The organism is Amycolatopsis sp. NPDC005232 (assembly GCF_040607795.1).
GTDB lineage: Bacteria > Actinomycetota > Actinomycetes > Mycobacteriales > Pseudonocardiaceae > Amycolatopsis.
The window spans coordinates 43,872-67,364 of sequence record NZ_JBEXHL010000033.1 but is presented as its reverse complement, the minus strand read 5'-3'; the positions used below and the strand labels follow the sequence as shown (position 1 = coordinate 67,364).

The window sequence follows — 23,493 nt, the reverse complement described above, 5'->3', positions numbered from 1 at the left end:
GTTGCCGCTCAGTGGCGACAAGACTCAGGGCACGCGACCGGTCAGGATCGTCACGCGAACCGGTTCGCGGAACGGCGCGTGGGGCTCGATCGCCGAACGGATGCGGTTCTCGAAGGCCGGCCGTTCGCCGCTGGGTGGCAACTCGTCCTCGCCCATGGCCGAGTAGACGCCGCCGATGATCTCGTCCGCGGTGAGGTCGCCGGTGTAGTCGATGGTGCGGACGCCGACGTCGTAGCCGGCGCCGACCAGTGCGGCGCGGTAGCGGTCCTGGCTGACGTCGTCCGTTCCGCAGGCCGCGGTGAGGGGCTGGCCGAACCAGTCGGACAGCACGGCGAGCAGCGCTCGAGACCAGTCGCTGCCCTGGAGCCACAGCGGTGAACCGTTGGTGACCACCGCGATGCCGCCACCCGGCCGGAGCATCGGCTTCACAGTGGCGAACAGCGTCGCGTGGTCCATCCAGTGCAACGCCTGCCCAATGGTGACGGCGCCGAGCCCGTCGAGCAGGGAATTCAGCGCGATGACGTCGGTGTCGCCGCCCAGGAGCCACGACGCGTTGGTCACGCCGGCGTCGGCTGCGGCGCGGCGGGCGCGCGAAAGCATGTCGGGCGAGGGGTCCATGCCCGCGACCGCGCGGACCCGCGCGGCCATCGGAACGGCGAGCTGTCCCGTGCCACACCCGAGGTCGAGGACCACGTCGTCCCCGGCCAGGGCGAACTCGGCGGCGATCGCATCGAACACCGCTGTCGGGTAACCGCGGCGGTAGCGGTGGTAGAACTCCGTGACTTCTCCGCTGAATCCCAGGCTCATGACTGGATCCTGGCTGTACATCAGGGAGAAATCACGCGCGTTCGCTCACGGCCGAGGGATCAGAAGATGGGGAACTCCTTGCCGTGCTCGGCTTCCGGGCGCTTGCCGAAAATCCAGCGTTCGCTTTCCGCGATCGGGCGGTCGTTGATGCTCGCCTCGCGGCGGCGCATGAGGCCTTCGTCGCTGAACTCCCAGAGCTCGTTGCCGTAGCTGCGGAACCACTGGCCCTCGGCGTTGTGCGACTCGTACTGGAACCGCACGCCGATGCGGTTGCCGCGGAAGCCCCACAGTTCCTTGCGCAGCGCGTAGTCGAGTTCGCGCTCCCACTTCTGTGTCAGGAACTTGACGATCTCCGCGCGGCCGACGACGTACTGGTCGCGGTTTCGCCACACGGAGTCCTCGGTGTAGGCGAGGGAGACCTTCTCGGGGTCGCGCGTGTTCCAGGCGTCCTCGGCGGCCTGGACTTTCTGGCGGGCGGTGTTCTCGTCGAACGGCGGGAACGGCGGGCGCGGTGTCATGGCGTTCTCCTGCGCGGATTGCGGGAGAACGTCCGTTCTCCCTGGTGTCGGCTAGCATAGAGAACGTTGATTCTCCACACCAGAGGGACACGACGTGAACACCGCGGAAGCCACCGAACGGCTACTCGAGGCAGCCGAAGACCTGTTCTATGCCCAGGGCGTGCAGTCCGTGGGGATGGACGCCGTGCGCAGCCGCTCCGGCGTCTCACTCAAGCGGCTCTACCAGGTGTTTCCTTCGAAGGACGACCTCGTGGCCGCCTACTTGAACACGCGCGACGAACGCTGGCGCCGGTCGCTTCGCGAGTTCGTCGCCGCGCGGGGCGACGACCCGTTGGCCGTTTTCGACTGGCTGCACGACTGGTTCAGCGAGCCCGACTTCCGGGGCTGCGCGTTCGTGAACTCGTTCGGCGAGTTCGGGACGCTCGCGCCCGGCGTGGCCGCGGCCATCCACAACCACAAGGACGAAGTGCGGGCGTACCTGCGCCGGCTCGTCGCCGACGACGACCTCGCCGACCATCTTTTCTCCCTCATGGAGGGGGCCACGGTGCTCGCCGCGATCAAGGGTGACCCCGGCGAGGCCGGCACGGCCCGCGCAGCCGCGGCGACGCTGTTGGCCGCGCGCCGCCGATCCGGCGGCCCTGTTGGCCGCGAGACGCTGATCCGGCAGCCTTGAATTCGCCGATGAGGGGCCGGCTGGGCCGTCTCCGCTGAACGGCGATCGGCGCGGTCGTCGACAAATCGCCAGTCAACGGCGAGCCGTAGCTGTACCGAGCAGCCGATGGATGACCCCCGGCAATCTGCGCCGGCACGTCGAAATGGCAGCTCCGGATCCTGTCGCCGATCAGCGGCAACAGAGCCATCGCCGCCGACGGCCGACAGACCAAAAAGCGCCGCCGACCAGCGCCTAGCCACTGGACGGCAACAGACGAAAACCCGGGTCCGGTGGCGGGGAGCCTCCGCCACCGGACCCGTCTCGCCGCACCGTCCCAAAGCGGTGCGGGAAACCGGCCGCCCCCGGTCAGGTCAGGGGCGGCCGGAGCGTGGTCATCGCGCGTCGCACAGGTGGCGGGCGTAGGCGCTCGTCGTGAGGAAGCCCGGGAGCTTCTCGCCCAAGGCGGTCTCGGTGAAGATGGCGCGGGCATCGTCGAGGCGGTGGCCGGCGGGCAGGTCGGTGCGGACCGACTCGAACTCGTCGTCCAGGAACTCCACGGCCAGCTCGCGCGTCAACGCCGTGCCGTCCGCGAACTTCGTGCCGTTGCGGATCCACTGCCACACCTGGCACCGCGCGATCTCGGCCGTCGCGGCGTCTTCCATGAGGTTGTGGATCGCGGCGGCGCCCGTGCCGCGCAGCCAGGAGTCGATGTAGCGCAGGGCAACGTTGATGTTGGCGCGAACGCCGGCCTCGGTCACCTCGCCGCCGGCGGAGGCGACGTCGAGCAAGTCCGCCGCGGTGACGTCGACGTCCTCACGCAGCCGACCCAGCTGGTTGGGCCAGCCGCCCAGCACGCTGTCGAAGACCTCGCGACAGACGGAGACCAGGCCGGGGTGCGCAACCCACGAGCCGTCGAATCCGTCGCCCGCCTCGCGTTCCTTGTCCTGGCGGACCTTCTCGAACGCGGTCGCGTTGGCGTCAGGATCCTTACTCGGGATGAACGCTGCCATCCCGCCGATCGCGTGCGCGCCGCGGCGGTGGCAGGTGCGGACCAGCAGTTCGGTGTAGGCACGCATGAAGGGGACCGTCATCGTGACCTGCGCACGGTCCGGCAGCACGAAGTCGGCGCCGTGCTCGGAGAAGTTCTTGATGACGCTGAAGATGTAGTCCCAGCGCCCCGCGTTCAGGCCGGCGGCGTGCTCGCGCAGCTCGAAGAGGATCTCGTCCATTTCGAAGGCCGCGGTGATCGTTTCGATCAGCACGGTCGCGCGGACGGTGCCCCGCGGGATCCCGAGCTCCTGCTGCGCGAACAGGAAAACGTCGTTCCACAGGCGCGCCTCGAGGTGGTTCTCGAGCTTCGGCAGGTAGAAGTACGGGCCGCTGCCGCGCGCGATCAGCTGGCGCGCGTTGTGGAAGAAGTACAGCCCGAAGTCGACGAGGCTCGCCGACAGGGGGCGACCGTCGATGCGGATGTGCTTCTCCACCAGGTGCCAGCCGCGCGGGCGGGCGACGATCGTCGCCGGGTCGTCGCCGATCGTGTAGTGCTTGCCCGACTCAGTGGTGAAGTCGATGTTGCGGCGGATGGCGTCGAACAGGTTCAGCTGGCCGTCGACGATGTTGTGCCACGTCGGCGAAGTCGCGTCCTCGAAGTCGGCGAGCCAGACCTTCGCGCCGGAGTTCAGGGCGTTGACGGTCATCTTGCGATCCGTCGGGCCGGTGATCTCCACGCGGCGGTCCTCGAGACCGGGCGCCGGCGGCGCGATGCGCCAGCTGTCGTCGGCGCGGATGAGGCGCGTCTCGGGCAGGAAGTCCAGCTGCTCCTCCCCCGTCTTCACGCGCTCGCGACGGCGACGGCGCTCGTCGAGCAGCTCGCGGCGGCGGCCGGCGAAGGCGTTGTCGAGCTTGGCCACGAACTCCAGCGCGGCCGGGGTGAGGATCTCGGCGAACCGGTCACCGGCGGGACCGGTGATTTCGATGCGGTAGTTCAGCTTGTCGGCCATCTCGTACCTCCGCGAGGGAAAGAAGGGGTGCGGGCCGGCGACCGGGTCGCCGGCCCGCGGAAAACGTCAGTGGAACTGGTCTTCTTCGGTCGAACCCTTGAGCGCGGTGGTCGAGCTCTCCGGGTTCAGGGCCGTGGACACCAGGTCGAAGAATCCGGTGCCGACCTCGCGCTGGTGCTTGGTCGCGGTGTAGCCGCGCTCCTCGGAGGCGAACTCGCGCTCCTGCAGGCCGACGTAGGCGGTCATGCCTTCACGGGCGTAGCCGTGGGCCAGGTCGAACATCGAGTAGTTCAGTGCGTGGAAGCCGGCGAGGGTAATGAACTGGAACTTGTAGCCCATCGCGCCGAGCTCGCGCTGGAACCGCGCGATGGTGTCGTCGTCGAGGTGCTTCTTCCAGTTGAACGACGGCGAGCAGTTGTAGGCCAGCATCTGGTCCGGGTGCTCGGCCTTGATCGCCTCGGCGTACTTGCGGGCGATCTCGAGGTCCGGAGTGGACGTCTCCATCCACAGCAGGTCGGCGTACTGCGCGTAGGCCAGGCCGCGGTCGATGCAGGGCTCGATGCCGTTGTTGACCTCGTAGAAGCCCTCTGCCGTGCGACCGCCGGTCAGGTACTTCTGGTCACGCTCGTCGACGTCGCTGGTCAGCAGCGTCGCGGCCTGCGCGTCGGTGCGGGCGACGACGAGGGTCGGCACGTTCAGCACGTCCGCGGCGAGACGGGCGGCGTTGAGCGTGCGCTCGTGCTGCTTGGTCGGGATCAGCACCTTGCCGCCGAGGTGGCCGCACTTCTTCTCGGACGCGAGCTGGTCCTCCCAGTGCACACCCGCGGCGCCGGCGGCGACCATGCCCTTCATCAGCTCGAACGCGTTCAGGGGGCCACCGAAGCCCGCCTCGGCGTCGGCGACGATCGGCGCGAACCAGTCGATGTCGGTGTTGCCCTCGGCCCAGTTGATCTGGTCGGCGCGGCCCAGCGCGTTGTTGATGCGGCGGACGACGGCCGGGACCGAGTTGGCCGGGTAGAGGCTCTGGTCCGGGTAGGTTTGGCCGGCCAGGTTGGCGTCGGCTGCGACCTGCCAACCGGACAGGTAGATCGCCTTGAGGCCCGCGCGAACCTGCTGCACGGCCTGGTTGCCGGTGAGAGCGCCCAGCGAGTGGACGTAGTCCTCGGTGTGCAGGAGCTCCCACAGCCGCTCCGCACCGCGACGGGCAAGCGTGTGCTCTTCGACGACGGAGCCGCGCAGCTTCACCACATCGGCGGCGGAGTAGGTCCGCTGGACGCCCGCCCAGCGGGGGTCGGTCTTCCACTGTTCGGCCAGCTCGGCCGCCGCCTGGTCGAGCTGCTTGGCCTGCTCGGTCATCGGACTCTCCCGTGTTGCGAAGTTTGCGATTGCTCGCCTTGCCTGGTTACGACCCTGACACGAGCACGAAAAGGCAGTCCATAGCTCCAATTTGCCAATTTATGTGAAGGATGCGTAGCATCTTGCAAAGCTTGCAAATCACTGGTTGGCAAGCCGGGTGAAAATCCACGGCCTTGATCGTTCACGTAATCGTTCAGGGCCGGAAACCTTCCGGCCGATCGGAGGAGCGATGGACAAAACTTTCGCCGGGGCGCGGCTACGGCATCTGCGTGAGAGCCGTTCGATGAGCCAGGCCGACCTCGCTCGTGTGCTCGAGATCTCACCCAGCTACCTGAATCAGATCGAGCACAACTCACGGCCGCTGACCGTGCCGGTGCTGCTCCGAATCACGCAGGCGTTCGGCGTCGACACGGAGTTCTTCGCCAACAACGACACGTCTCGTCTGGTCGCGGACGTGAAGGAGGCGCTGCTCGACGAGGTCGTCGGCGTCGAGGTGACCACGAGCGAGCTCAACGAGCTGGCCTCCAACCTGCCCTCTATCGCCCAGGCGCTGGTGAAGCTGCACCGCAGCTACCGCAACGCCGTGGAGAGCACGGTCGCGCTGACCACGGAAAACGGCCTCGGCCTGCACGGCAGCGCCGCGGCACCGTTGCCGCACGAAGAGGTGCGCGACTTCTTCTACGAACGGGAGAACTACGTCGCGGAGCTCGACGAGCGCGCCGAACGCATGGCCGCGGAGATCCCGTTGCGCCGAGGCTCGGCGCTGACGTCGCTGAAGGATCGCCTCTGGCAGCGCTACGGCGTGGAGGTGACGAGCGAAGGACTGAACGAAGCCGCAGGTCAACAGCACCGCTACGAGCCGGCGACGCGCGTGCTGCGGCTCGCGCCGAGCTTGCGCGTGGGGCAACAGGCGTTCCGGATGGCTTCGCAGATCGCGTTGCTGGAGTACGACGACCTGATCACCGAGCTGGCCGACTCGTGGGCGTTCTCGGGGCCGACCGCGCGGACACTCGCGCGCGTGGGCCTGGCGAACTACTTCGCCGGCGCGCTGATCTTGCCGTATGGCCCTTTTCTGACCACGGCGGAGAAGTTCCGCTACGACATCGAGCGGCTGTGCGACCACTTCGGCGTCGGCTTCGAGACGGTGTGCCACCGGCTGTCGACGCTTCAGCGGCCGAAGCAGCGCGGCATCCCGTTCTCGTTCGTGCGAGTGGACCGGGCGGGGAACATGTCGAAACGCCAGTCGGCCGCGGGGTTCCACTTCTCGCGCGTGGGCGGCGCGTGTCCGTTGTGGAACATCTACGAGGCGTTCGCCTCGCCTGGCAAGATCCTGACACAGATCGCGGCCCTGCCCGACGGCAAACGCTACTTCTGGGTCGCACGCACGGTCTCGCGCAACATCGGCGGCTTCGGCAGCCCGGGCAAGACGTTCACCGTCGGGCTCGGCTGCGAACTCCGTCACGCGGGACGGCTCGTCTACTCCACCGGCCTCGACCTGGACGAGCCCGCCGCGGCGACGCCGATCGGGATGGGCTGCAAAGTCTGTGAACGCCCGGCTTGCTCGCAGCGCGCGTTCCCGGCGATCGGCAAGCCGCTGACGGTCGACGAGAACACCAGCACGTTCGTCCCGTACCCGGCGGTGCCGAAGAGTTCATGAGCTGCGGAGGCGGATGTAGTTGTTGGACGCCGGCCAGTAGGTGAGCACGAGGCCGATCAGTGACAACACGCTGAGCATGAGCTACCACCGAATACACCAACACCAGGCACCAAGGGGGCGGCGAGCAATCCGACGCCACCGAACGCCGGCGGCCGTGCGCCCATTTCCGGCAACACCACGGTCTGGCCGGTGAAGGCGACAGCGAGCGCGACCGAGACCGGCCGGTCAGGCTCGTCCGAAACGTTCATGACTGCGCAAATTAGGCCGTTCCCACAACACGTGGTGACGGCTGACCGCAAGCTGCCGCCCGCACCGCCTCGGACGTCGCGATGAGCGGGAAGTAGATTCAACGATCGTGCAACGGATCGATACCGTCAGTGCCCAGATGGTGGAACAGGCCGCCGAGCGGCTCACGGGTGTGGTCACCCGGACGCCGCTCGAGCCGAACGCCCGGCTGTCGTCCCGCGTCGACGCGCGGGTGTGGCTCAAGCGGGAGGACCAGCAGACGGTCCGCTCGTACAAGATTCGCGGCGCCTACAACTTCATCGTCCAGCTCGACGAGGCTACGCGCTCGCGCGGCGTCGTGTGTGCGAGCGCCGGCAACCACGCGCAGGGTGTGGCGTACGCGTGTCGCCGTTTGGGGGCGAACGGCCGGGTGTATGTGCCGGGCACCACGCCGCGGCAGAAGCGCGAGCGCATCGCGACGCTGGGCGGTGCACACATCGAGGTGATCGTCGTCGGCGAGACGTACGAAGACGCGTTCGCCGCCGCCAACGACGACGCCCAGCGCACGGGCGCGACGCTGGTGCCAGCGTTCGACGACCCTCGCACCGTCGCCGGCCAGGGCACGGTGGCGCTGGAGGTCGTCGAGCAGCTCGGCTTCGTGCCGGACGTGCTCGTGGTGCCAGTCGGTGGCGGTGGCCTGCTGGCCGGCATCGCGACCTGGGTGCGCGAGCGGCACCCGGAGATCCGCGTCGTGGGCGTCGAGCCGGCCGGCGCGATGTGCATGGCCGCGGCGCTGGAAGCCGGCAAGCCGGTGCGCATCGACGCGGTGGACTCGTTCGTGGACGGCGCCGCGGTCCGTGAGGCCGGCGGCGTGACCTACCCACTCGTGCGCGACAGCGGCGCCGAGCTCACCTCCGTGCCCGAGGGCGCCGTGTGCACGGAGATGCTGGCCATGTACCAGGCCGACGGCGTGATCGCCGAGCCCGCGGGCGCGCTGGCGTCGGCCGCACTCGGGACCACGGTCCTGGTCGAACCCGAGCAAACGGTGGTGTGCATCGTCTCGGGCGGCAACAACGACGTCAGCCGCTACAGCGAAATCCTCGAGCGCTCGCTGATGCACGAAGGGCTGAAGCACTACTTCCTCGTCAGCTTCCCCCAGGAGCCGGGCGCGCTGCGGCGCTTCCTCGACGAGATTCTCGGACCGGAGGACGACGTCGCGCGCTTCGAGTACGTGAAGCGCAACAATCGCGAGCTCGGGCCGGCGCTGATCGGCATCGAGATCCCGCGGCCGGCCGAGCTGCCCGGCCTGCTCAAGCGGCTGGAGGCGAGCCCGCTGCAGGTCGAGCAGGTGGAGCCGGGGAGCCCGCTGTTCCACTTCTTACTGTGACGTTTCCGCTGGTCAGAAGCATTCGCCACTGAACGGCAACGGGTTCAGTCGCGTTCTGCGCTGCCCTCGCGATAGATCTTGGCGGAAGCGATGCGGCCGTTTCGAAGGCGGTAGAAGCCGGCGATCGGGAACGTGTGCTCCTCTCCACCGTGGGTGAGTCGCTCGGTCAGCTGGGCGGCCATGCGGTCGCCGTCGATCAGGATCTCGTCGATGGTGAGGGTCGGCAGGAGCTGGGTCATGGCGCTCTCGAAAAGGTCGGCCAGCTCGGCGCGGCCGCGGGCAACCGTCGTGCCCGTGATCCAGACGGCATCGTCGGTGAAACCCGCGAGCAGAGTGGTGAGGTCGCGGTCGTTGAACGCGGCCACGTGACGCCGCAGGATCTCGCTCACGAGGTGAGGGTATCCGCGGCGTCACGTGGGTTTCGTCGTTCAGCGGCTACGCCTTCGGAGCTGGGATCGGCTCGCCGGGGCAGGACTGCGTGGTCGTCTGGCCGGTGTCGAAGAACGTCACGGCCGCGGCGGCGCAGGGCAGGCTCGAGAGTGAGCCGTGGGCGTCGTCTTCGACGGTCATGAGGGAGCCGCCGATTTGCCGTTGCATGGCGAGGGCCCAGCCGATGGGCGTGACCGGCTCGAAGGCGTGGCCGACGAGCTGCAGAGGGCTCTTGCCGGCGCTGAACTGCCACTGCGTCGCGGGCGCTGGCCAGCCGACGCACATCTGCTCGTAAATGCCGAACGAGCCGGCGACCGGGTTGGCCTTGATGCGGTCGAGGCGGTGCTGCCAGACCGTGTCGAAGTCGCGGGGGCTGGGTGATTCGTTGCAGAGCAGGGCGTTCTGCTGGAAGAAGTTGCCACCGGTCCGTTCGGTGTCCCAGCCGAAGCCGGTTTTCGGCGAGGCCGCGGCGTCGGGCTGTGCTGCCGGAGCGCCGCCGTCGCGGATGGCGGAGAGCTGGCCGGCGGCTTCCACCCACTGGCGGCGCGGGTAGGCGAAGAACTGGTTGACGGTTTCGCCGTTGAGCGGCGAACCATCGGGGCCGGTGCGCGGGTGCGCGGCGAGTTCGGCGCGCAGGTCGAGCAAAGCCTTCTCGACCTGGGGTTCGATGCCGCCGAAGTGGTAGACGGAGTCGTAGCGCGCGACCCACGCGGCGAACTCGCGGAACGTGTTCTCCCCCGCGGCGGCCTGGTCGTCGTCCATGGTCGTGACGCTCAGCTCGGGCGGCATGACGGAGTCGAGCAGCATCTTGTCGACGTGGCTGTCGAAGAGCGTCCGGTACTCGGCGCCGAGGGCCGTGCCCCAGGAGACGCCGTAGTAACCGATCTTCTGTTCGCCCAGCGCTTCGCGGATGCGGTCGACGTCGCGGGCGATGTTGGGCGTGGTGAACGACTTCACGAGCGCAGGGTCCTTCGCGAAGCACGCCGCGTTGGCCGCGGCTTTGTGCTCGGCGAGGAACCGCGCCTGGTCCTTTTCGGACAACGACGGGTCGGGCTGGGCGTCGTCCTCGTCACACTGGAGGCTCGCGCTGTAGTCGACACCGCGCGGGTCGAAGCCGATGAGGTCGTGGTGCTCCAGCAGGCCGGACGCCTTGCTCTCCGACATCGTGAGCGGCATCTTCATGCCCGACTGGCCGGGGCCGCCGGGGTTGAACACGATCGCGCCCGTGCGCGTGCCCGTCGCGCGGATTCGGCTGACGGCGATGTCGATCGTGCGGCCGCCGGGGTCGGAGTAGTCGAGCGGCACGGGCACCAGCGCGCACTCGGTGCGCTGGTCGTCCGCATCCCAGCCCTTCGCGATGGACACGCAGGGTTTCCAGTCGAGCCCTTGCGCGGACGCGAGCGCCGGCACGAGGGGGACCATCGCGACGGCCGCGACAACCGGGACGAGTAAACGGAACTTCGGCATGGTGATGATCATCGGACACGCGCGCGATGACCCGGATCAGCCGATCGGCTGATGTGTGTCACCGATGAGCCGAGATCAGTCCGTAGTGGACTGTCGTGCGTCAGGAACCGGACACGTTCGGCAGGCCGACGAACATCGTCCGGTGCAGATCACCGACGTGGGCGCGAGTCATGATCGCCGCTTCGTCGGGATTGCGCGTGGCGATCGCGCGGACGAGCACCTCGTGCTCCCGGTTGGACGCCCGCAGCGCCGACATCCGGTACGGCAGGTAGAAGCGGTACAGCTCGCGCAGCACGAGTTCGTACTGCCTCACCGCCGCCGCCGGCGCGCCCGAGGCGGCCACGGCGAGGTGGAACTCGGCGTCGAGCTCGTGGAACTCGGCCCACCCGGCGGCGTCGTCCATGCGGCGGACGAGGTCGCGCAGCCGTTCGACGTCCTCGTCGGTTCGCCGCGTGGCGACGAGCTGGACGAGCCCCGCCTCGATCACGAGCCGATGGTCGATCAGGTCGTGGACCTCGTCCGCCGACTCGCGGTACGCGTTCACCGCCCCGACCCGGCCCGCCGGCGCGTCGGGGGCCACGCTCGTGCCGCCGTTGCGGCCGCGGCGGCGCACCAGCACGCCGTCTTCGCACAAGGACACCAGCGCCCGGCGCACGGTGATGTCACCGACGCCCAGCGCACGCGCGATTTCGCCGTTGGGCGGCAACCGCTCCCCCGGGCCCAGCAGGCCCAGCTCGATCGCGAGGGCGATGCGGGCCCGCACGGTCTCGAGCGCGGACAGGCGCCGGATGCCCGTCAGCGCCGGTGAACCCAGGTCGGCAGCCATGCGGAGACCATACCCAACAAAACATCTCAAAGTGAACACTATTGTTTAAGTGAGCAAGATGGACTATTTTTCGGCGCATGCCCCGCCCCCTGCCGATCGCGCTGGCGCAGTTGCCACCGCGGCCGTACACCGAGTCCGTCGCGGCGTTCGCGGACCAGGTCGGGACCGTGCTGGCCGCGCACCCCGGAACCCGCCTCGTCGCCTTTCCCGAGCTCCACCTCTGCGGGGTCGAAGGGACCGCTGACGAACGCACCGAGCAGCTCAACGCCGCCGCGCAGCCCCTCGACGGCCCGCGAACCCGCGACCTGGCCCAGCTGGCCGGCGACCTCGGCGTGTGGCTATCGCCGGGCAGCGTCTGCGAACGCGGCGAGCACGGCGAGCTGTTCAACACCGCCCTCGTCTTCTCCCCCGAAGGCGAGCTGGCCGGCAGCTACCGAAAGGTGTTCCCGTGGCGGCCGTATGAGCCTTATGACCCGGGTGACCGTTTCGTGGTCGCCGATCTCGCCGATGAGGGGCGAATCGGCTTCTCGATCTGCTATGACGCCTGGTTCCCCGAGGTCACGCGTCACCTCGCGTGGCTCGGCGCGGAGCTCGTGCTCAACCCGGTGCAGACCACCACTCCCGACCGGGCGCAGGAGCTCGTGCTCGCGCGCGCCAACGCGATCACCAACCAGGTTTTCGTGGCGAGCGTGAATACGGCCGGGCCCGTCGGGGTAGGAGACAGCATCCTGGTCGACCCCGAGGGCACCGTGCTCGGCGAGCTGCCGGGCGCCGCATCCGGCGTGCTCGCGAGCACGGTCGACCTGGACGAGGTCGCCCGCGTCCGTCGCGAAGGGACCGCCGGCGTCAACCGGATGTGGGACCAGTTCACGCCGGGTGACAAACCGCTGGAACTCCCCCTGTACGGGGGCCGCATCGAGCCGGACCGGTGGCGTCCGCGAGGAGAAGGAGTCCGATGAGCACCACGAAGGTGACCCCCGGAGCCAAGCTCGAACGACGGCTCGGGCTGCCCGGCGTCGTCCTTTTCGGACTCGCGTACATGGCGCCGCTGATCGTGCTGGGCACGTTCGGCGTCGTGGCGACGACGACCGCGGGCACGGTGCCATCGGCGTACGTCGTGGCGCTGGTCGCGATGCTGTTCACGGCCGCGAGCTACGGCAAGATGGCCGCGACGCACCCCGTCGCCGGCTCCGCTTACACGTACGTGCGCAAGGCCATCGACTCCCGGCTCGGCTTCCTCGTCGGCTGGGCGGTGCTGCTCGACTACTTCTTCCTGCCGATGGTGATCTGGCTGATCGGCGGCGCCTACCTGTCGGCTCAGTTCCCGGACGTGCCGAGCTGGCTGTGGCTGATCGCGTTCATCGTGCTGACGTCGCTGCTCAACGTGCTGGGCATCAAGATCGCCGAGAAGGCCAACTTCGTCCTCATGGCCTTCCAGGTACTGGTGATCGTGTTCTTCGTGGTGCTTTCGCTCAAGCAGGTGCTCGCCGATGGCCACTCAGTGGCGAGCGGTGACCCGTTCTTCCACCCGGGCAGCACGTTCGGCACGATCTCGGGCGGCGCCGCGGTAGCGGCGTACTCGTTCCTGGGCTTCGACGCCGTGACGACGTTGACCGAGGAAGCCGTGGAGCCGAAGCGGACGATCCCGCGCGCGATCCTGCTGACGGCCCTCATCGGCGGCGGCGTGTTCATCGTGCTCGCGTACGTCACCCAGCTCGTGCACCCGGGTTTCTTGTTCGACGACGAGTCGTCGGCCGCGTTCGAGATCGCGCGCCACATCGGCGGCTCGCTGTTCGGGGCGTTGTTCCTGGCGGGGCTGGTCGTGGCGCAGTTCGCGTCGGGCATCGCCGCGCAGGCCAGCGCGTCGCGGCTGATGTTCGCGATGGGCCGCGACGGGGTGCTGCCGCGGATCTTCGGCCGGTTGCAGCCGAAGCTGAACACGCCGGCGTTCGCGATCGGGCTGACGGGCATCGTCGGGCTGATCGCGCTGGCGCTGGACGTGACCACGTCGACGTCGTTCATCAACTTCGGCGCGTTCACGGCCTTCACGATGGTCAACGTGAGCGTGATCGCGACCTGGATCCGCACGCGGCACACGATTTCGCGCAACGTGCTGACGTGGCTGGTCGCTCCCGCGATCGGCGCAGTGGTGGACCTGTGGCTGCTGGTGAACCTCGACGGGCTCGCCCTGACCTTCGGCCTGGTGTGGCTGGGGATCGGGATCGTCTACCTGGTCGTGCTGACGCGTGGGTTCCGCCGGCCGCCGCCGGAGATGTCGTTCGAGGAGTGACGGGTTGTCGCCGCTGGATGGCCAAGTTGCCGTTCAGCGGCGACAACCAGGTCGTCGCCGCTGAGTGGCGAACCGTCAGCCCTCGCCGAGTGTCTTCTGCAGGGCCTTGTTCGCCTTGCGCGCCATGTCGGCGACGGCTTCGCGGCGGGCGGCGTCGGCGGCGTAGTCGTCTTGACGGTTGCGCACCACGCGCGCGGGCGAGCCCACCGCGATGGAGTAGTCCGGGATGTCGCCGCGGACCACGGCGTGTGCGCCGAGCACGCAGCCGCGGCCGACACGCGTTCCCTTGAGGACACTGACCTTCGTGCCGAGCCACGTGTCCGGACCGATGCGCACCGGCGACTTCACGATGCCCTGGTCCTTGATGGGCACGTGGATGTCGGCCGTCACGTGGTCGAAGTCGCAGATGTACACCCAGTCTGCGACGAGGGTGGCGGCGCCGAGCTCGATGTCGAGGTAGCAGTTGATCACGTTCTGCCGCCCGAACACGGACTTGTCGCCGATGCGAAGGGACCCCTCGTGGCAGCGGATCGCGTTTCCGTCACCGATGTGGACCCAGCGGCCGATCTCGAGCCGGCCGTAGCCGGGACGGCAGTGGATCTCCACGTTCTTCCCGAGGAACACCATGCCGCGCAGGATGATGTGCGGGTTGGCGAGCCGGAACTTGAGCAGGCGGAAGTACCGCACGAGATACCACGGCGTGTACGCCCGATTGCGCAAGACCCAGCGCAGCGAGTCACGCGTCAGGAACTTCGCCTGGTGCGGGTCGCGCCGGGCCCGCCGCCAGGCACGCACGCGGGACAACGCGGGCGCACCCCACATCGACGTCATGCCGATGACCGTAACCTGTACAGGGACGCCCGCCACAGGCAAGGGGAGCACGGATGGGGAGCAAGCTGATCATCGACACCGACCCCGGTGTCGACGACGCTTTCGCGATCGCGCTGGCGGCGGTTTCCGCCGACGTCGAGCTGCTGGGGGTGACCACGGTCTTCGGCAACGTGCCGCTGACCAGCACCACCGCCAATGCGCGGCGCCTGCTCCAGCTGTGCGACCGCCCCGACGTGCCGGTCGCCGCCGGGGCTTCACGGCCGTTGGTGCACCTGAACAAACGCGGTTCGAGCCACGTCCACGGCAACGACGGGCTCTCGGGCCACGCCGCGACGCTGCCCGAGGCGAAGCGGCCGTTGGAGTCGCTGGACGCCGTGGGACTGATGGTCTCGCTGCTGGAAGCGTCCGACGAGCCGGTGACGATCGCGCCGATCGGACCGCTCACCAACATCGCCGCGCTGCTCGCCGCGCACCCCGGCGTCAAGTCGAAGATCTCGCGAATCGTGCTGATGGGCGGCGGCGTCGCGCGCGGCAACAGCACGGCCGTCGCCGAGTTCAACATCTGGGCCGACCCCGAAGCCGCGCGCCGCGTGATCGCCGAGGACGACGTGCCGTGCGTGATGGTCCCCCTCGACCTCACGCACCGCTGCGCCGTGGACAGCGCGTGGCTGGCGAAGCTCGCCGCCTCGGGGCCGCTGGGCCAGACGCTGCACGGGCTGACGCCCGACTACCTCGCCCACTACCGGCAGGTCCTGGGCTTCGACGGCATCGTGATGCACGACGCGGTGGCCGTCGCGGAGGCGATCAGCCCCGGGATTCTCCAGACGGAGACCTACCCGGTCGACATCGACGTGACCGCGGGGCCGGCGCGTGGCATGACGCTCGTCGATCGCCGCGCGGTGCCGATCGATCCGACGGGACGGCCGATCGAGGTCGCTGTCGACACCGACCTCGACGGGCTGCGGGAGTTCGTGCTTTCGAGACTTGCCGGGGGCCGGTGATGGCGGGGCCGCCGGGCGGTTCGCAGCCGTCGCCGCTGGGTGGCGACGGCGCGAACGCGGTGTCGCCGATCAGTGGCGACGGCCAGGTCAGCGGGCCTTCGCCGATTGAAGGCGACAACTCGGCCGGCGCCGAGTCGCCGGTCAATGGCGACCAGATCACTGAGCCGTCGCCACTCAGAGGCGACGGCACGGCGAGCACCGAGGTGTCGCCGCTCGATGACCACACCGCGCTTTCGCCACTCGATGGCGACGCCCGGGCTGATTTGCCGTTGGATGGCGACGACCAGACCATCGCGGCGGCGCCGATGAAGGGCAACAGAGGGGAATCCGCCAGACCGTCGCCTCTGGATGGCTACGAGAGCACTGGCGCGTCGCCGCTCGAGGGCGACAAGGCCGGCTTGGAAACGTCGCCAGTCAGCGGCGACAGCCAGGTCGGGCGCGAGTTTTCGGCTCCGGTCGAGCCGCTGCCGCCGTTCTCCTCGGCGATGACCGAGCACCTGTCGCCGCTGAGTGGCGACGGCGAGAAGCCCCAGGTCGGGAAGCGGAAGTCGCGGCGGGGGCGGGCGGCGGTGGTGGTCGCGGCGGTCGTCGTGGCTGTCGCGGCGCTGGTGGTGGCCGTGCAGTTCGCGCCGGGGTCGGAGCAGGTCGCGACCACGGCCGCCGAGCCGTCGTCGTCAGCGCAGGCGTCGGTGCCGTCGGTGGCCACGTCGAGTGCGGCGGTGCCGACGACGCAGCCGAACGTGCCGCAGCCCAGTGAGTTCGACGCGTGGGCGTCGAAGACGAGCCAGTGGCTCGACATCCCGCTTCGGGCGATGACGGGGTACGCGCAGGCGACCGTCACGCTCACCAAGGAACAACCCGCGTGCCACCTGTCGTGGGTGACGCTCGCGGCCATCGGCAAGGTCGCGAGCGACCACGGGCGGGCGCAGGGCGATCACGTCGGCGCCGACGGCGTGCTGACCAAGCCGCTGGGCACCGTCCAGGTCCGCGACTTCTACGGCCGCGTCGTGTCGACGGCCAACGCGTCCGGGCCGATGCAGCTGGCGCCGGCGGTGTGGTCGAAGTGGCAGCGCAGCGCGTCGGGCGGCAAGCCCGATCCGCAGAACATCGACGACGCCGCCCTCACCGCGGGTCGCGCGCTGTGCGCCGGTGGCCGCGATTTGGCGACGGACTGGTGGAACGCCGTTTCGTCGCTGCAGGGCGCGCCCGTTTCGCTGCACCGGATCCTGGCGACGGTGAACGTGTACGGCACCGTCGGGCAGAGCAGTCAGGCGCCGAACCCCGCCGTGCTGAGCGCAGTTGACTTCGCGATCGACCAGATCGGTCTCCCCTATGTGTGGGGCGGCAACGGCAGCGGCGACCCGGATCCGGGCTTCGACTGCTCCGGCCTGACGACGGCCGCGTACGGCAGCGCGGGCGTGAAGCTCATGCGCACGGCGGACACGCAGTTCCACAGCGTCGCCCACGTGAGCGAACCCCAGCTGGGCGACCTGATCTTCTACGGTGAACCCACCACGAAGATCCACCACGTCGGCCTCTACATCGGCAACCAGCAGATGATCGACGCCCCGCAGACGGGCCAGGCCGTGCAGGTGCACCCGTACCGCAAGCCCGGCGACGACTACGCCGGCGCGGGGCGGCCGACGGCCTGACGGTCACGGCGCGTCGGACCCCGCGATCCAACCCCAGGTCAGCGCAGACGCGATGGTGATGCCGCCGGCGATGGTGCCCGGCCCGAAAACGGCCGCGGCGGCGTTGCCTGCCGCGTACAGCCCGGGGATGGGCTGACCGGTCCAGTCGAGCACGCGGGCGCGGTGGTCGGTCCGGGCGCCGCCCTTGGTGCCGACGGCGCTCGCGTGCACTGGGAGCGCGAAGAACGGCGGCTCGGAAACCGTGCCGAGGTTGCGGTGTGGCGCGGTGGCGTCACCGAAGGCACGTTCGTAGGCCGTTTCGCCGCGGCGGAAGTCGTCGTCGCGGCCGGCGTCGACGGCGGCATTGAAGCGGGCGACGGTGTGCTGCAACGCAGCGGCGTCGATGCCGATCAGGGCGGCGAGCTTGTCGAGGCTGTCGGCGCTGGGAAGCCAATCCGGCAACGGCTGGTGGGGCGGCACGCCGCCGACGGAGTAGCGGGCGCGGAACTGCGCGTCGCCGATCGCCCAGGCGGGGAGGTTGCGTGGGCGGTGGGTGTTGGCGTCGAGCTCGGCGAAGGAGACGGCGCAGTTGTGGCTGGCCTCGTTGACAAACCGACGGCCGGCGGCGTTCACCCAGATCACGTGCGGCAGGTAGCGCTCGGCCATCACGAGTTGGGCCTGCGGGGTGCCGGCGTCGTCGGGCCAGCGCCGGTCGGGTGCCTGGAACGCGGGCCAGGACCAGTATTCGCCGGTGCGGGACAACTGCGCGCCGACGTCGGCGGCCAGGCGAAGGCCGTCGCCGTGCTGGACGGGCGGGGTGGCGAGGTGGCTGAGCGGGCCGGCGAGCAGCTGCGACCGCAGGTCGGGGTCGTGCTCGAACCCGCCGGTCGCGAGTACAACGCGGCGCGCCGGCAGCCGCCACGGGGTGCCGTCCCGTTCGGCTTCGACGCCGGTGATCCGCCCGTCGGTCCGGATCAGCCGTCGTACGCGGCAGCCGCGGACCAGCTCAACGCCGGCGGCCCGGCAGCCGCGCAGCAGGCCGACGACGAGGCCCGCGCCGAGCGCGACCTCTCCCGCGGCGAGCCGCCGCTGCATCAGCTCGAAGGGCGGCGCGCCGCCGGCGAACATGCGGTGCTCGAAGAACTCGTCGTTGGTGAGCACAGCCGCGCCGTACGGCGGGGGCCACAGGAGCTCGTCGGGCGCGCCCAGGCCGTCGGTGGTCAGCGGCTGAGCCTCGAGGTGGCGGGCGGGTTTGCCGCCGGGGAGCTCGGCGAACGTGTCGGGGTAGCCGTGGACCACGGTGAAGCGGATCGGGCTGTTTTCCTCGACGAAGCGGATCGCCGCCGGCACGGACCGCACGAAGGTCTCGACCAGCTCCGGGTCACGGCCGGGCGCGGCGGCGCGGCAGTAGGCCAGGGCCTCGTCCTCGCTGTCGGCGAAGCCGGTTTCGGCCTGCAGGTGGTTGTTCGGCGCCCAGACTTGACCGCCGGACACCGCCGTCGAACCGCCCCAGCGTCGCGACGCCTCCAGCACGACCACGTCCTCGCCGCGGCCGGCGGCAGCCAGCGCCGCGGCCAGCCCCGCGGCGCCCGAGCCGACGACCACCAAGTCCGTCGTGTCGTTCATGGACCACACCTCCCAGGTTTGCGTACTAGTACACAAACCTGGGAGGTGGATGTCAAGCGCGTGGGAGGAGGCCGTCCAGCAGCGCATCGAGGCCGTCGGCGTAGTTGTCCCAGGCGTGCGGCCATTCGCCGGCCAGGGACGAGATCAACGGAAGCTCCGCAGGGTCGGCGTCGAGGAGCATGGTGCGTTGCACCTGCGGCACGTCCTGGTCGCGCTCGGCCGCGTGCGTCGTCGTCGCGTGGCGAATGGTCAGCACGCCCACCGTGTACTGCCAGACGATCCGATACGCCGCGGCGGCCTGCCGGGGGGCGAGACCGGCGGCGACGAACCCGGCCAGAATCTCCTCCACCAGCCACAGCACGGACGGGCCGGCCAGGTCCCCCTGCGCCAGCACTCCGACCACCCACGGGTGCTCTGCCAGGGCATCGTGCAGCTGTCGCCACAAAACGACCACGCGCAGGCGGGGGTCTTCCGGCAACGTCGGCCGGGGCAGTGTGGCGGCGACGTGGTCGAGCAGGAGCAACAGGAGCTCGTCCTTGTCGCGGACGTGCCGGTAGAGGGCCATCGGTGAGCAGCCGAGCTCACGGGCGACCCGGCGCATGGTCAGCGCGTCGACGCCCTCGGTCGTGACGATCCGGCGGGCCGCCTCGACGATGTCGTCACGCGACCAGCGCGCGGGACGGCCCGGCCGGCCTGGTGCTGTCTCAGCCATGTTCGCAGTCTCGCACCGTTCGATCATCCACCCCGGCTACACAAGCGTATAGTCGGCTGTACGTTTGTGTAGTGAGGAGGATGCCGTGGCCGAACCCGAGGACCTGACGGCGCGCGCCCGGATCCGCGACGCGGCGATGCAGCTCTTCGGCGAGCGAGGGTTCGAGGGCGCGACGATCCGTGGCATCGCGGAGGCGGCGGGAGTGTCGTCGGGCCTGGTGCGGCACCACTTCGGGTCCAAGCAAGCGTTGCGCGATGCGTGCGACGCGCACCTGGTGAAGCTGATCCACCGCCTCAACGACCAGGCGCTCGCGGGCGCGGGCGGCAACCACGTGGCGGCCGCGCGGATCGCCGTCGGGCCGTACCAGGCGTACCTCTCGCGGGCGTTGGTGGACGGCGGCGCCGCGCCGTTGTTCGACGAGATGGTGCGGCTGGGGGCGCAGTGGCTCGCCGACGTCGATCGGACGCGGCCGGACGCGCCGGACGTCGCGCCCGAAGTGCGGGCGGCGGTGAGCACCGCGATGGCGCTGTCGATCACGGTGCTGCACGAGCACGTGTCGCGCGCGATGGGCGTCGACGTGTTCAGCCCCGAGGGCGACGTCCTGCTCGCACGCACCCTGATCGACCTCTATTCGCACCCGATGCTCAGCGCCGAGGACGCGCGAAAGGCGCTCGACGGGATCGAGCGGCATCGTTGACTTTGGAAGGAACCTGTCATGCCTCATACGACCCATCCCCGGATCGCGCCGCTTCCGTTGGAGGAAATGGCGCCGGAGGAGCAGAAGCTCGCGAAACTCGGTGCCGACGAGGTGATCCGGGTGCTCGCACGGAACCCGTCGTTGATGAAGGCTTCGTCGAGTCTCGGCGAACACCTGCTGTCTCAAGGCAAGCTGCACCCGCGTGTCCGGGAGTTGGCGATCTTGCGGGTCGCGCTGCGGTGTGAAGCGCCGTACGAGTGGGCCAACCACGTGCCCGCCGCGCTCGGCGCCGGTGCGACGGCGGACGAGATCAACGCGTTGTCGGACCCGACCGCGTCGTGGTCGCCGGAAGACGACGCGGTGCTGCGGGCGGCCGACGAGTTGTGCGCCGCGGCATTCTTCTCGGACGAAACATGGGCGGCGCTCGCGTCGACGCTCGATGAGGCGACGATCCTCGAGGTGCTGTTCCTCGTCGGCTACTACCGGATGATGGCGGGGTTCCTGAACTCCGCGGGGGTCGAGGTGAAGCCGGGGCAGCCGGTGCTGGGCGAGCGTGTGGCGCCGGCGGTCGTCGCGGAGGCGGTCGTGGTCGGCGCGTTGCCGTTCAGTGGCGAAACCGGCGTCGACGGGACCTGGCACATCACCTTCACACACCCCGCGGGGAGCAAGGAGCTGGTGCTGAACCTCGAAACCGTCGCCGACGGCGTGGCTGGGTCCATCGTGGACACTCAGCTGGGCGTGACGGTCCCCATCGTGTCGGGCAGTGTCGCCGGTGATCGGCTGGAGTTCACCGCCGTGGTGACCGATCCGGCGCGGTTCGACATCGGCGTGGTGGGCAAGGTCGACGGCGACGTGTTCACCGGATCGGTGACGATTTCGGGCGGCGGAACGTTCCCGTTTTCAGGTGTGCGCGCGAGGTGACGTCGCGAAAATGGCGCGCTTGAGGCGGTGCTCGGCTGCTAGCGTCGGGATCGTTCGTTCCGACTCCCGGATGGAATTCGCACTATGCGCGCCAGCCTTCGTGCCGGCCTGACGACGGCACTCAAGAACCGCGACCGCGTCGCCACCACCGCCCTGCGCTCGGCACTGGCGGCGATCGACAACGCCGAGGCCGTGCCGGTCGATCAGCTGACCACGGCGACCGGGACGGAACACGTCGTGGGTGCGGCGCTGGGTGTCGGCGCCGCCGAGGCCCAGCGCCGTGATCTGACGGAAGCCGATGTGCGCACGATCGTCGAGAACGAGGTGCTGGAGCGCACGACTGCCGCGGACGAGTACGAGCGGCTCGGCCGGACCGAAGCCGCGGAGCGGCTGCGCTCGGAAGCCGACGTGCTGAGGCAGCACCTGGAGCCGGCCTCCTGAGGTTGGATCCGGCGACGACGGCGGGCCGGAAATCGGCGCTGACCTCGGTGTCGCCGATTTCCGGCAACGACCTCGGCGAGGTGCCAGCCGCTTGCCGGTGACGTCGGATTCCCTTTCGCCGTTGCGGAGTTTCGCCAGATCCAAAGCCCGTTCTGCCTGCGGTGATACCGCGTGGACAGCACCGTCGGGAAGCCGGAGCGCCCGGTACCGTGGTGACGTGAGCGGCAACGAGCTGGGAGAATTCCTGCGCGCGCAGCGGGCCCGGCTGGCGCCCGAGGACGCGGGCGTGACCAGTCATCGCCCGAGGAGGGTGAGCGGGCTGCGGCGCGAGGAGGTCGCGGTGCTGGCGGGCGTCAGCGCGGACTACTACGCGCGCCTCGAGCAGGGGCGCGAGCGCAACCCGTCCGGGCCGGTGCTGGACGCGATCGGGCGGGCGCTGCGGCTGAACGCCGATGGCCTCTGGCACGCCTACCGCCTCGCCGGGCTCGTGCCGCGGGTGCCGGAGCACCGGCGCGACGACGTCTCGCCCGAGCTGCTGCGGCTCATGGACACCTTCCCCAACGCGGTCGCGTACGTCACCAACCGGCGCCTCGACCTGCTGGCGACCAACGCGCTCGCCGACGCACTCCTGTCCCCCGTCGGCAAGCCGGCGAACATGGTGCGCACGCTGTTCGACGACCCGGCAGCGCGCGAGCTGTTCGTGGAGTGGGACGACATCGTGGCCAGCGCCGTCGACGCGTTGCGGCTCGCGAGCGGCTACGACCGCGAGGAGGTCGGCGAGCTCGTGGACGAGCTGCTGGCCACGAGCGAGGAATTCGCCGTTCTGTGGCGAAACCACGGTGTGAAGGGGCTCGCGGGTACGCGCAAGACGTTCCACCACCCCGCCGTCGGGCGGATCGTGCTGGACTACCAGACGTTCGACGTGCGCGACGCGTCCGGCCAGTACCTGCTGGTGGGCATCGCGGAGCCGAACAGCGCGAGTGCCGACGCGCTGGCGTTGCTGGGGTCGTTGCACGCGGTGGCCGACCAGCCGCGCTGAGCCCGGCCAGGGTGTGCCACTCCTAGGCAACGGCGTCCTTCCGGAGGCGTTTCGCCGCGGGCAGCCTCGAGGTTACGACGGTCCCCACGACCGCGCAGACCTCACGAGGAGTACGCATGAACGGCAAGATCGCGCTGATCACGGGCGCGAGCAGCGGCATCGGGGAGGCCACCGCGCTGCGTCTGGCCGCCGACGGTCACCACGTCGTCCTGGGCGCGCGCCGCACCGACCGGCTCGCGGCGCTCACGGAGAAGATCCGCGCGAACGGCGGTGATGCCGACTTCCGGCAACTGGACGTGACCAGCCTGGAGAGCGTGCGCGCGTTCGTGACGGCCGCGCACGAGACCCACGGCCGAGTGGACGTGCTGGTGAACAACGCCGGCGTGATGCCGCTGTCCACTCTGGACAAGCTCCGCGTCGACGACTGGAACCGCATGATCGACGTGAACCTGCGCGGCACGCTGCACGGGATCGCCGCCGTGTTGCCGCTGATGGGCGAAACCGGGGGGCACATCGTGAACGTCGCGTCGACGTCCGGCCTGCGCGTGGACCCGACGGCGGCCGTGTACTGCGCGACGAAGTTCGGGGTGCGGGCGCTTTCCGAAGGTCTGCGCCAGGAGAACACGAACATCCGCGTCACCATCGTCAGCCCGGGCTTCACACACTCCGAGCTCGCCGACCAGGGCGGCGACCCCGAGACGCAGGCGGCGGCGCGTGCGGCGAGCGAGCAGCTGGGCATCCCGGCTTCGGCTGTCGCGGACGCCATCGCTTACGCCGTGAGCCAGCCGGAGGCGGTGGACGTGAACGAGATCGTGGTTCGGCCGACGGCCCAGACCTGAGCCGTCGCGCGCCCGCTCGGCGCGGCGGGACCCGTCGTGCCGATCCGGCGTGGCGGGACCCATCGTGTCCGCTTTCGACCCGACAGGTCCCTTCGCGACACCGGACTCGGCGCCGGGCAGAATCCGGTGCCGCAGAACAGA

At 69.7% G+C, this 23,493-nt stretch carries 22 protein-coding genes; 12 read left to right on the top strand and 10 right to left on the bottom strand.

What is annotated here, in order from left to right; genetic code table 11:
• Positions 1 to 24 precede the first annotated feature (24 nt).
• On the bottom strand, positions 25 to 807 hold the full coding sequence (locus ABZU76_RS40820; protein ID WP_354880384.1) for a class I SAM-dependent methyltransferase: 783 nt from the start codon (positions 805 to 807) through the stop codon (positions 25 to 27).
• Between the two features lie 59 nt (positions 808 to 866).
• On the bottom strand, positions 867 to 1,325 hold the full coding sequence (locus tag ABZU76_RS40815; RefSeq protein WP_285969729.1) for a nuclear transport factor 2 family protein: 459 nt from the start codon (positions 1,323 to 1,325) through the stop codon (positions 867 to 869).
• Between the two features lie 94 nt (positions 1,326 to 1,419).
• On the opposite strand from ABZU76_RS40815, the gene ABZU76_RS40810 reads away from it, so the two are divergent.
• Complete coding sequence (locus ABZU76_RS40810) at positions 1,420 to 1,998, top strand: TetR/AcrR family transcriptional regulator (RefSeq protein WP_354880380.1); 579 nt, start codon at positions 1,420 to 1,422, stop codon at positions 1,996 to 1,998.
• A 371-nt stretch (positions 1,999 to 2,369) separates the two neighbouring features.
• Here ABZU76_RS40810 and aceB read toward each other — a convergent pair whose 3' ends face one another.
• Both aceB and aceA read right to left on the bottom strand, forming a co-directional pair.
• A complete protein-coding gene (gene aceB / locus ABZU76_RS40805) occupies positions 2,370 to 3,977 on the bottom strand; it encodes a malate synthase A (RefSeq protein ID WP_354880377.1) in 1,608 nt (535 codons plus the stop codon).
• Between the two features lie 66 nt (positions 3,978 to 4,043).
• Positions 4,044 to 5,333: an isocitrate lyase gene (gene aceA, locus ABZU76_RS40800; RefSeq protein ID WP_354880374.1), complete on the bottom strand. Its 1,290-nt coding sequence runs from the start codon at positions 5,331 to 5,333 to the stop codon at positions 4,044 to 4,046.
• A 229-nt stretch (positions 5,334 to 5,562) separates the two neighbouring features.
• On the opposite strand from aceA, the gene ABZU76_RS40795 reads away from it, so the two are divergent.
• Both ABZU76_RS40795 and ilvA read left to right on the top strand, forming a co-directional pair.
• On the top strand, positions 5,563 to 6,990 hold the full coding sequence (locus ABZU76_RS40795; protein ID WP_354880371.1) for a short-chain fatty acyl-CoA regulator family protein: 1,428 nt from the start codon (positions 5,563 to 5,565) through the stop codon (positions 6,988 to 6,990).
• Positions 6,991 to 7,345: 355 nt separating this feature from the next.
• The gene (gene ilvA / locus ABZU76_RS40790; RefSeq protein WP_354880368.1) at positions 7,346 to 8,602 is read left to right on the top strand and encodes a threonine ammonia-lyase IlvA; all 1,257 of its coding nucleotides are present in this window, start codon (positions 7,346 to 7,348) and stop codon (positions 8,600 to 8,602) included.
• Positions 8,603 to 8,646: 44 nt separating this feature from the next.
• Here ilvA and ABZU76_RS40785 read toward each other — a convergent pair whose 3' ends face one another.
• The 3 genes from ABZU76_RS40785 to ABZU76_RS40775 form a co-directional block, all read right to left on the bottom strand.
• Positions 8,647 to 8,991, bottom strand: coding sequence for a nuclear transport factor 2 family protein (locus tag ABZU76_RS40785; protein WP_354880365.1), 345 nt, complete (start codon positions 8,989 to 8,991; stop codon positions 8,647 to 8,649).
• A 46-nt stretch (positions 8,992 to 9,037) separates the two neighbouring features.
• Positions 9,038 to 10,498, bottom strand: a complete 1,461-nt coding sequence (locus tag ABZU76_RS40780) for an alpha/beta fold hydrolase (protein WP_354880362.1) — start codon at positions 10,496 to 10,498, stop codon at positions 9,038 to 9,040.
• Between the two features lie 100 nt (positions 10,499 to 10,598).
• Positions 10,599 to 11,324 carry an FCD domain-containing protein gene (locus ABZU76_RS40775; protein ID WP_354880359.1) on the bottom strand — a complete coding sequence of 242 codons (726 nt, stop codon included), beginning with the start codon at positions 11,322 to 11,324 and terminating at the stop codon, positions 10,599 to 10,601.
• A gap of 77 nt (positions 11,325 to 11,401) precedes the next feature.
• Between ABZU76_RS40775 and ABZU76_RS40770 the strand changes: the two genes are divergently transcribed.
• Together ABZU76_RS40770 and ABZU76_RS40765 are read left to right on the top strand one after the other, a co-directional pair.
• Entirely contained in the window at positions 11,402 to 12,283 is an 882-nt protein-coding gene (locus tag ABZU76_RS40770) for a carbon-nitrogen hydrolase family protein (protein WP_354880356.1), read from the top strand.
• Positions 12,280 to 13,614, top strand: coding sequence for an APC family permease (locus ABZU76_RS40765; protein ID WP_354880353.1), 1,335 nt, complete (start codon positions 12,280 to 12,282; stop codon positions 13,612 to 13,614). The genes ABZU76_RS40770 and ABZU76_RS40765 overlap by 4 nt, the downstream gene beginning before the upstream one ends.
• Before the next feature lie 75 nt (positions 13,615 to 13,689).
• Here ABZU76_RS40765 and ABZU76_RS40760 read toward each other — a convergent pair whose 3' ends face one another.
• Positions 13,690 to 14,445, bottom strand: coding sequence for an acyltransferase (locus tag ABZU76_RS40760; protein WP_220237559.1), 756 nt, complete (start codon positions 14,443 to 14,445; stop codon positions 13,690 to 13,692).
• Between the two features lie 53 nt (positions 14,446 to 14,498).
• Here ABZU76_RS40760 and ABZU76_RS40755 point away from each other — a divergent pair, with 53 nt between their 5' ends.
• Together ABZU76_RS40755 and ABZU76_RS40750 are read left to right on the top strand one after the other, a co-directional pair.
• The gene (locus ABZU76_RS40755; RefSeq protein WP_354880351.1) at positions 14,499 to 15,446 is read left to right on the top strand and encodes a nucleoside hydrolase; all 948 of its coding nucleotides are present in this window, start codon (positions 14,499 to 14,501) and stop codon (positions 15,444 to 15,446) included.
• Between the two features lie 485 nt (positions 15,447 to 15,931).
• Positions 15,932 to 17,098 (top strand): C40 family peptidase, encoded by a 1,167-nt coding sequence (locus tag ABZU76_RS40750; protein WP_354880478.1) that lies wholly within the window; start codon positions 15,932 to 15,934, stop codon positions 17,096 to 17,098.
• A gap of 3 nt (positions 17,099 to 17,101) precedes the next feature.
• Here the strand turns inward: ABZU76_RS40750 and ABZU76_RS40745 are convergent, their stop codons facing one another.
• Positions 17,102 to 18,703, bottom strand: a complete 1,602-nt coding sequence (locus tag ABZU76_RS40745; RefSeq protein ID WP_354880348.1) for an FAD-dependent oxidoreductase — start codon at positions 18,701 to 18,703, stop codon at positions 17,102 to 17,104.
• A 52-nt stretch (positions 18,704 to 18,755) separates the two neighbouring features.
• Positions 18,756 to 19,415: a TetR/AcrR family transcriptional regulator gene (locus ABZU76_RS40740; RefSeq protein WP_354880345.1), complete on the bottom strand. Its 660-nt coding sequence runs from the start codon at positions 19,413 to 19,415 to the stop codon at positions 18,756 to 18,758.
• 85 nt (positions 19,416 to 19,500) lie between these two features.
• Here ABZU76_RS40740 and ABZU76_RS40735 point away from each other — a divergent pair, with 85 nt between their 5' ends.
• The 5 genes from ABZU76_RS40735 to ABZU76_RS40715 all read left to right on the top strand — a co-directional run bounded on the left by ABZU76_RS40735 (position 19,501) and on the right by ABZU76_RS40715 (position 23,352).
• Positions 19,501 to 20,112 carry a helix-turn-helix domain-containing protein gene (locus ABZU76_RS40735; RefSeq protein WP_354880342.1) on the top strand — a complete coding sequence of 204 codons (612 nt, stop codon included), beginning with the start codon at positions 19,501 to 19,503 and terminating at the stop codon, positions 20,110 to 20,112.
• Between the two features lie 18 nt (positions 20,113 to 20,130).
• Entirely contained in the window at positions 20,131 to 21,033 is a 903-nt protein-coding gene (locus ABZU76_RS40730) for a carboxymuconolactone decarboxylase family protein (protein ID WP_354880336.1), read from the top strand.
• An 84-nt stretch (positions 21,034 to 21,117) separates the two neighbouring features.
• The gene (locus ABZU76_RS40725) at positions 21,118 to 21,474 is read left to right on the top strand and encodes a GatB/YqeY domain-containing protein (protein WP_354880333.1); all 357 of its coding nucleotides are present in this window, start codon (positions 21,118 to 21,120) and stop codon (positions 21,472 to 21,474) included.
• 217 nt (positions 21,475 to 21,691) lie between these two features.
• Positions 21,692 to 22,513 carry a helix-turn-helix transcriptional regulator gene (locus ABZU76_RS40720; RefSeq protein ID WP_354880330.1) on the top strand — a complete coding sequence of 274 codons (822 nt, stop codon included), beginning with the start codon at positions 21,692 to 21,694 and terminating at the stop codon, positions 22,511 to 22,513.
• 116 nt (positions 22,514 to 22,629) lie between these two features.
• Positions 22,630 to 23,352 carry an SDR family oxidoreductase gene (locus ABZU76_RS40715; RefSeq protein ID WP_354880327.1) on the top strand — a complete coding sequence of 241 codons (723 nt, stop codon included), beginning with the start codon at positions 22,630 to 22,632 and terminating at the stop codon, positions 23,350 to 23,352.
• Positions 23,353 to 23,493 lie beyond the last annotated feature (141 nt).

Bases quoted from the DNA above. Each gene is read 5' to 3' on its own strand.
- ABZU76_RS40820 (WP_354880384.1), bottom strand. From the start codon at position 807: ATGAGCCTGGGATTCAGCGGAGAAGTCACGGAGTTCTACCACCGCTAC.
- ABZU76_RS40815 (WP_285969729.1), bottom strand. From the start codon at position 1,325: ATGACACCGCGCCCGCCGTTCCCGCCGTTCGACGAGAACACCGCCCGC.
- aceB (WP_354880377.1), bottom strand. From the start codon at position 3,977: ATGGCCGACAAGCTGAACTACCGCATCGAAATCACCGGTCCCGCCGGT.
- aceA (WP_354880374.1), bottom strand. From the start codon at position 5,333: ATGACCGAGCAGGCCAAGCAGCTCGACCAGGCGGCGGCCGAGCTGGCC.
- ABZU76_RS40795 (WP_354880371.1), top strand. From the start codon at position 5,563: ATGGACAAAACTTTCGCCGGGGCGCGGCTACGGCATCTGCGTGAGAGC.
- ABZU76_RS40780 (WP_354880362.1), bottom strand. From the start codon at position 10,498: ATGCCGAAGTTCCGTTTACTCGTCCCGGTTGTCGCGGCCGTCGCGATG.
- ABZU76_RS40775 (WP_354880359.1), bottom strand. From the start codon at position 11,324: ATGGCTGCCGACCTGGGTTCACCGGCGCTGACGGGCATCCGGCGCCTG.
- ABZU76_RS40770 (WP_354880356.1), top strand. From the start codon at position 11,402: ATGCCCCGCCCCCTGCCGATCGCGCTGGCGCAGTTGCCACCGCGGCCG.
- ABZU76_RS40765 (WP_354880353.1), top strand. From the start codon at position 12,280: ATGAGCACCACGAAGGTGACCCCCGGAGCCAAGCTCGAACGACGGCTC.
- ABZU76_RS40760 (WP_220237559.1), bottom strand. From the start codon at position 14,445: ATGACGTCGATGTGGGGTGCGCCCGCGTTGTCCCGCGTGCGTGCCTGG.
- ABZU76_RS40755 (WP_354880351.1), top strand. From the start codon at position 14,499: ATGGGGAGCAAGCTGATCATCGACACCGACCCCGGTGTCGACGACGCT.
- ABZU76_RS40750 (WP_354880478.1), top strand. From the start codon at position 15,932: ATGACCGAGCACCTGTCGCCGCTGAGTGGCGACGGCGAGAAGCCCCAG.
- ABZU76_RS40745 (WP_354880348.1), bottom strand. From the start codon at position 18,703: ATGAACGACACGACGGACTTGGTGGTCGTCGGCTCGGGCGCCGCGGGG.
- ABZU76_RS40740 (WP_354880345.1), bottom strand. From the start codon at position 19,415: ATGGCTGAGACAGCACCAGGCCGGCCGGGCCGTCCCGCGCGCTGGTCG.
- ABZU76_RS40730 (WP_354880336.1), top strand. From the start codon at position 20,131: ATGCCTCATACGACCCATCCCCGGATCGCGCCGCTTCCGTTGGAGGAA.
- ABZU76_RS40725 (WP_354880333.1), top strand. From the start codon at position 21,118: ATGCGCGCCAGCCTTCGTGCCGGCCTGACGACGGCACTCAAGAACCGC.
- ABZU76_RS40715 (WP_354880327.1), top strand. From the start codon at position 22,630: ATGAACGGCAAGATCGCGCTGATCACGGGCGCGAGCAGCGGCATCGGG.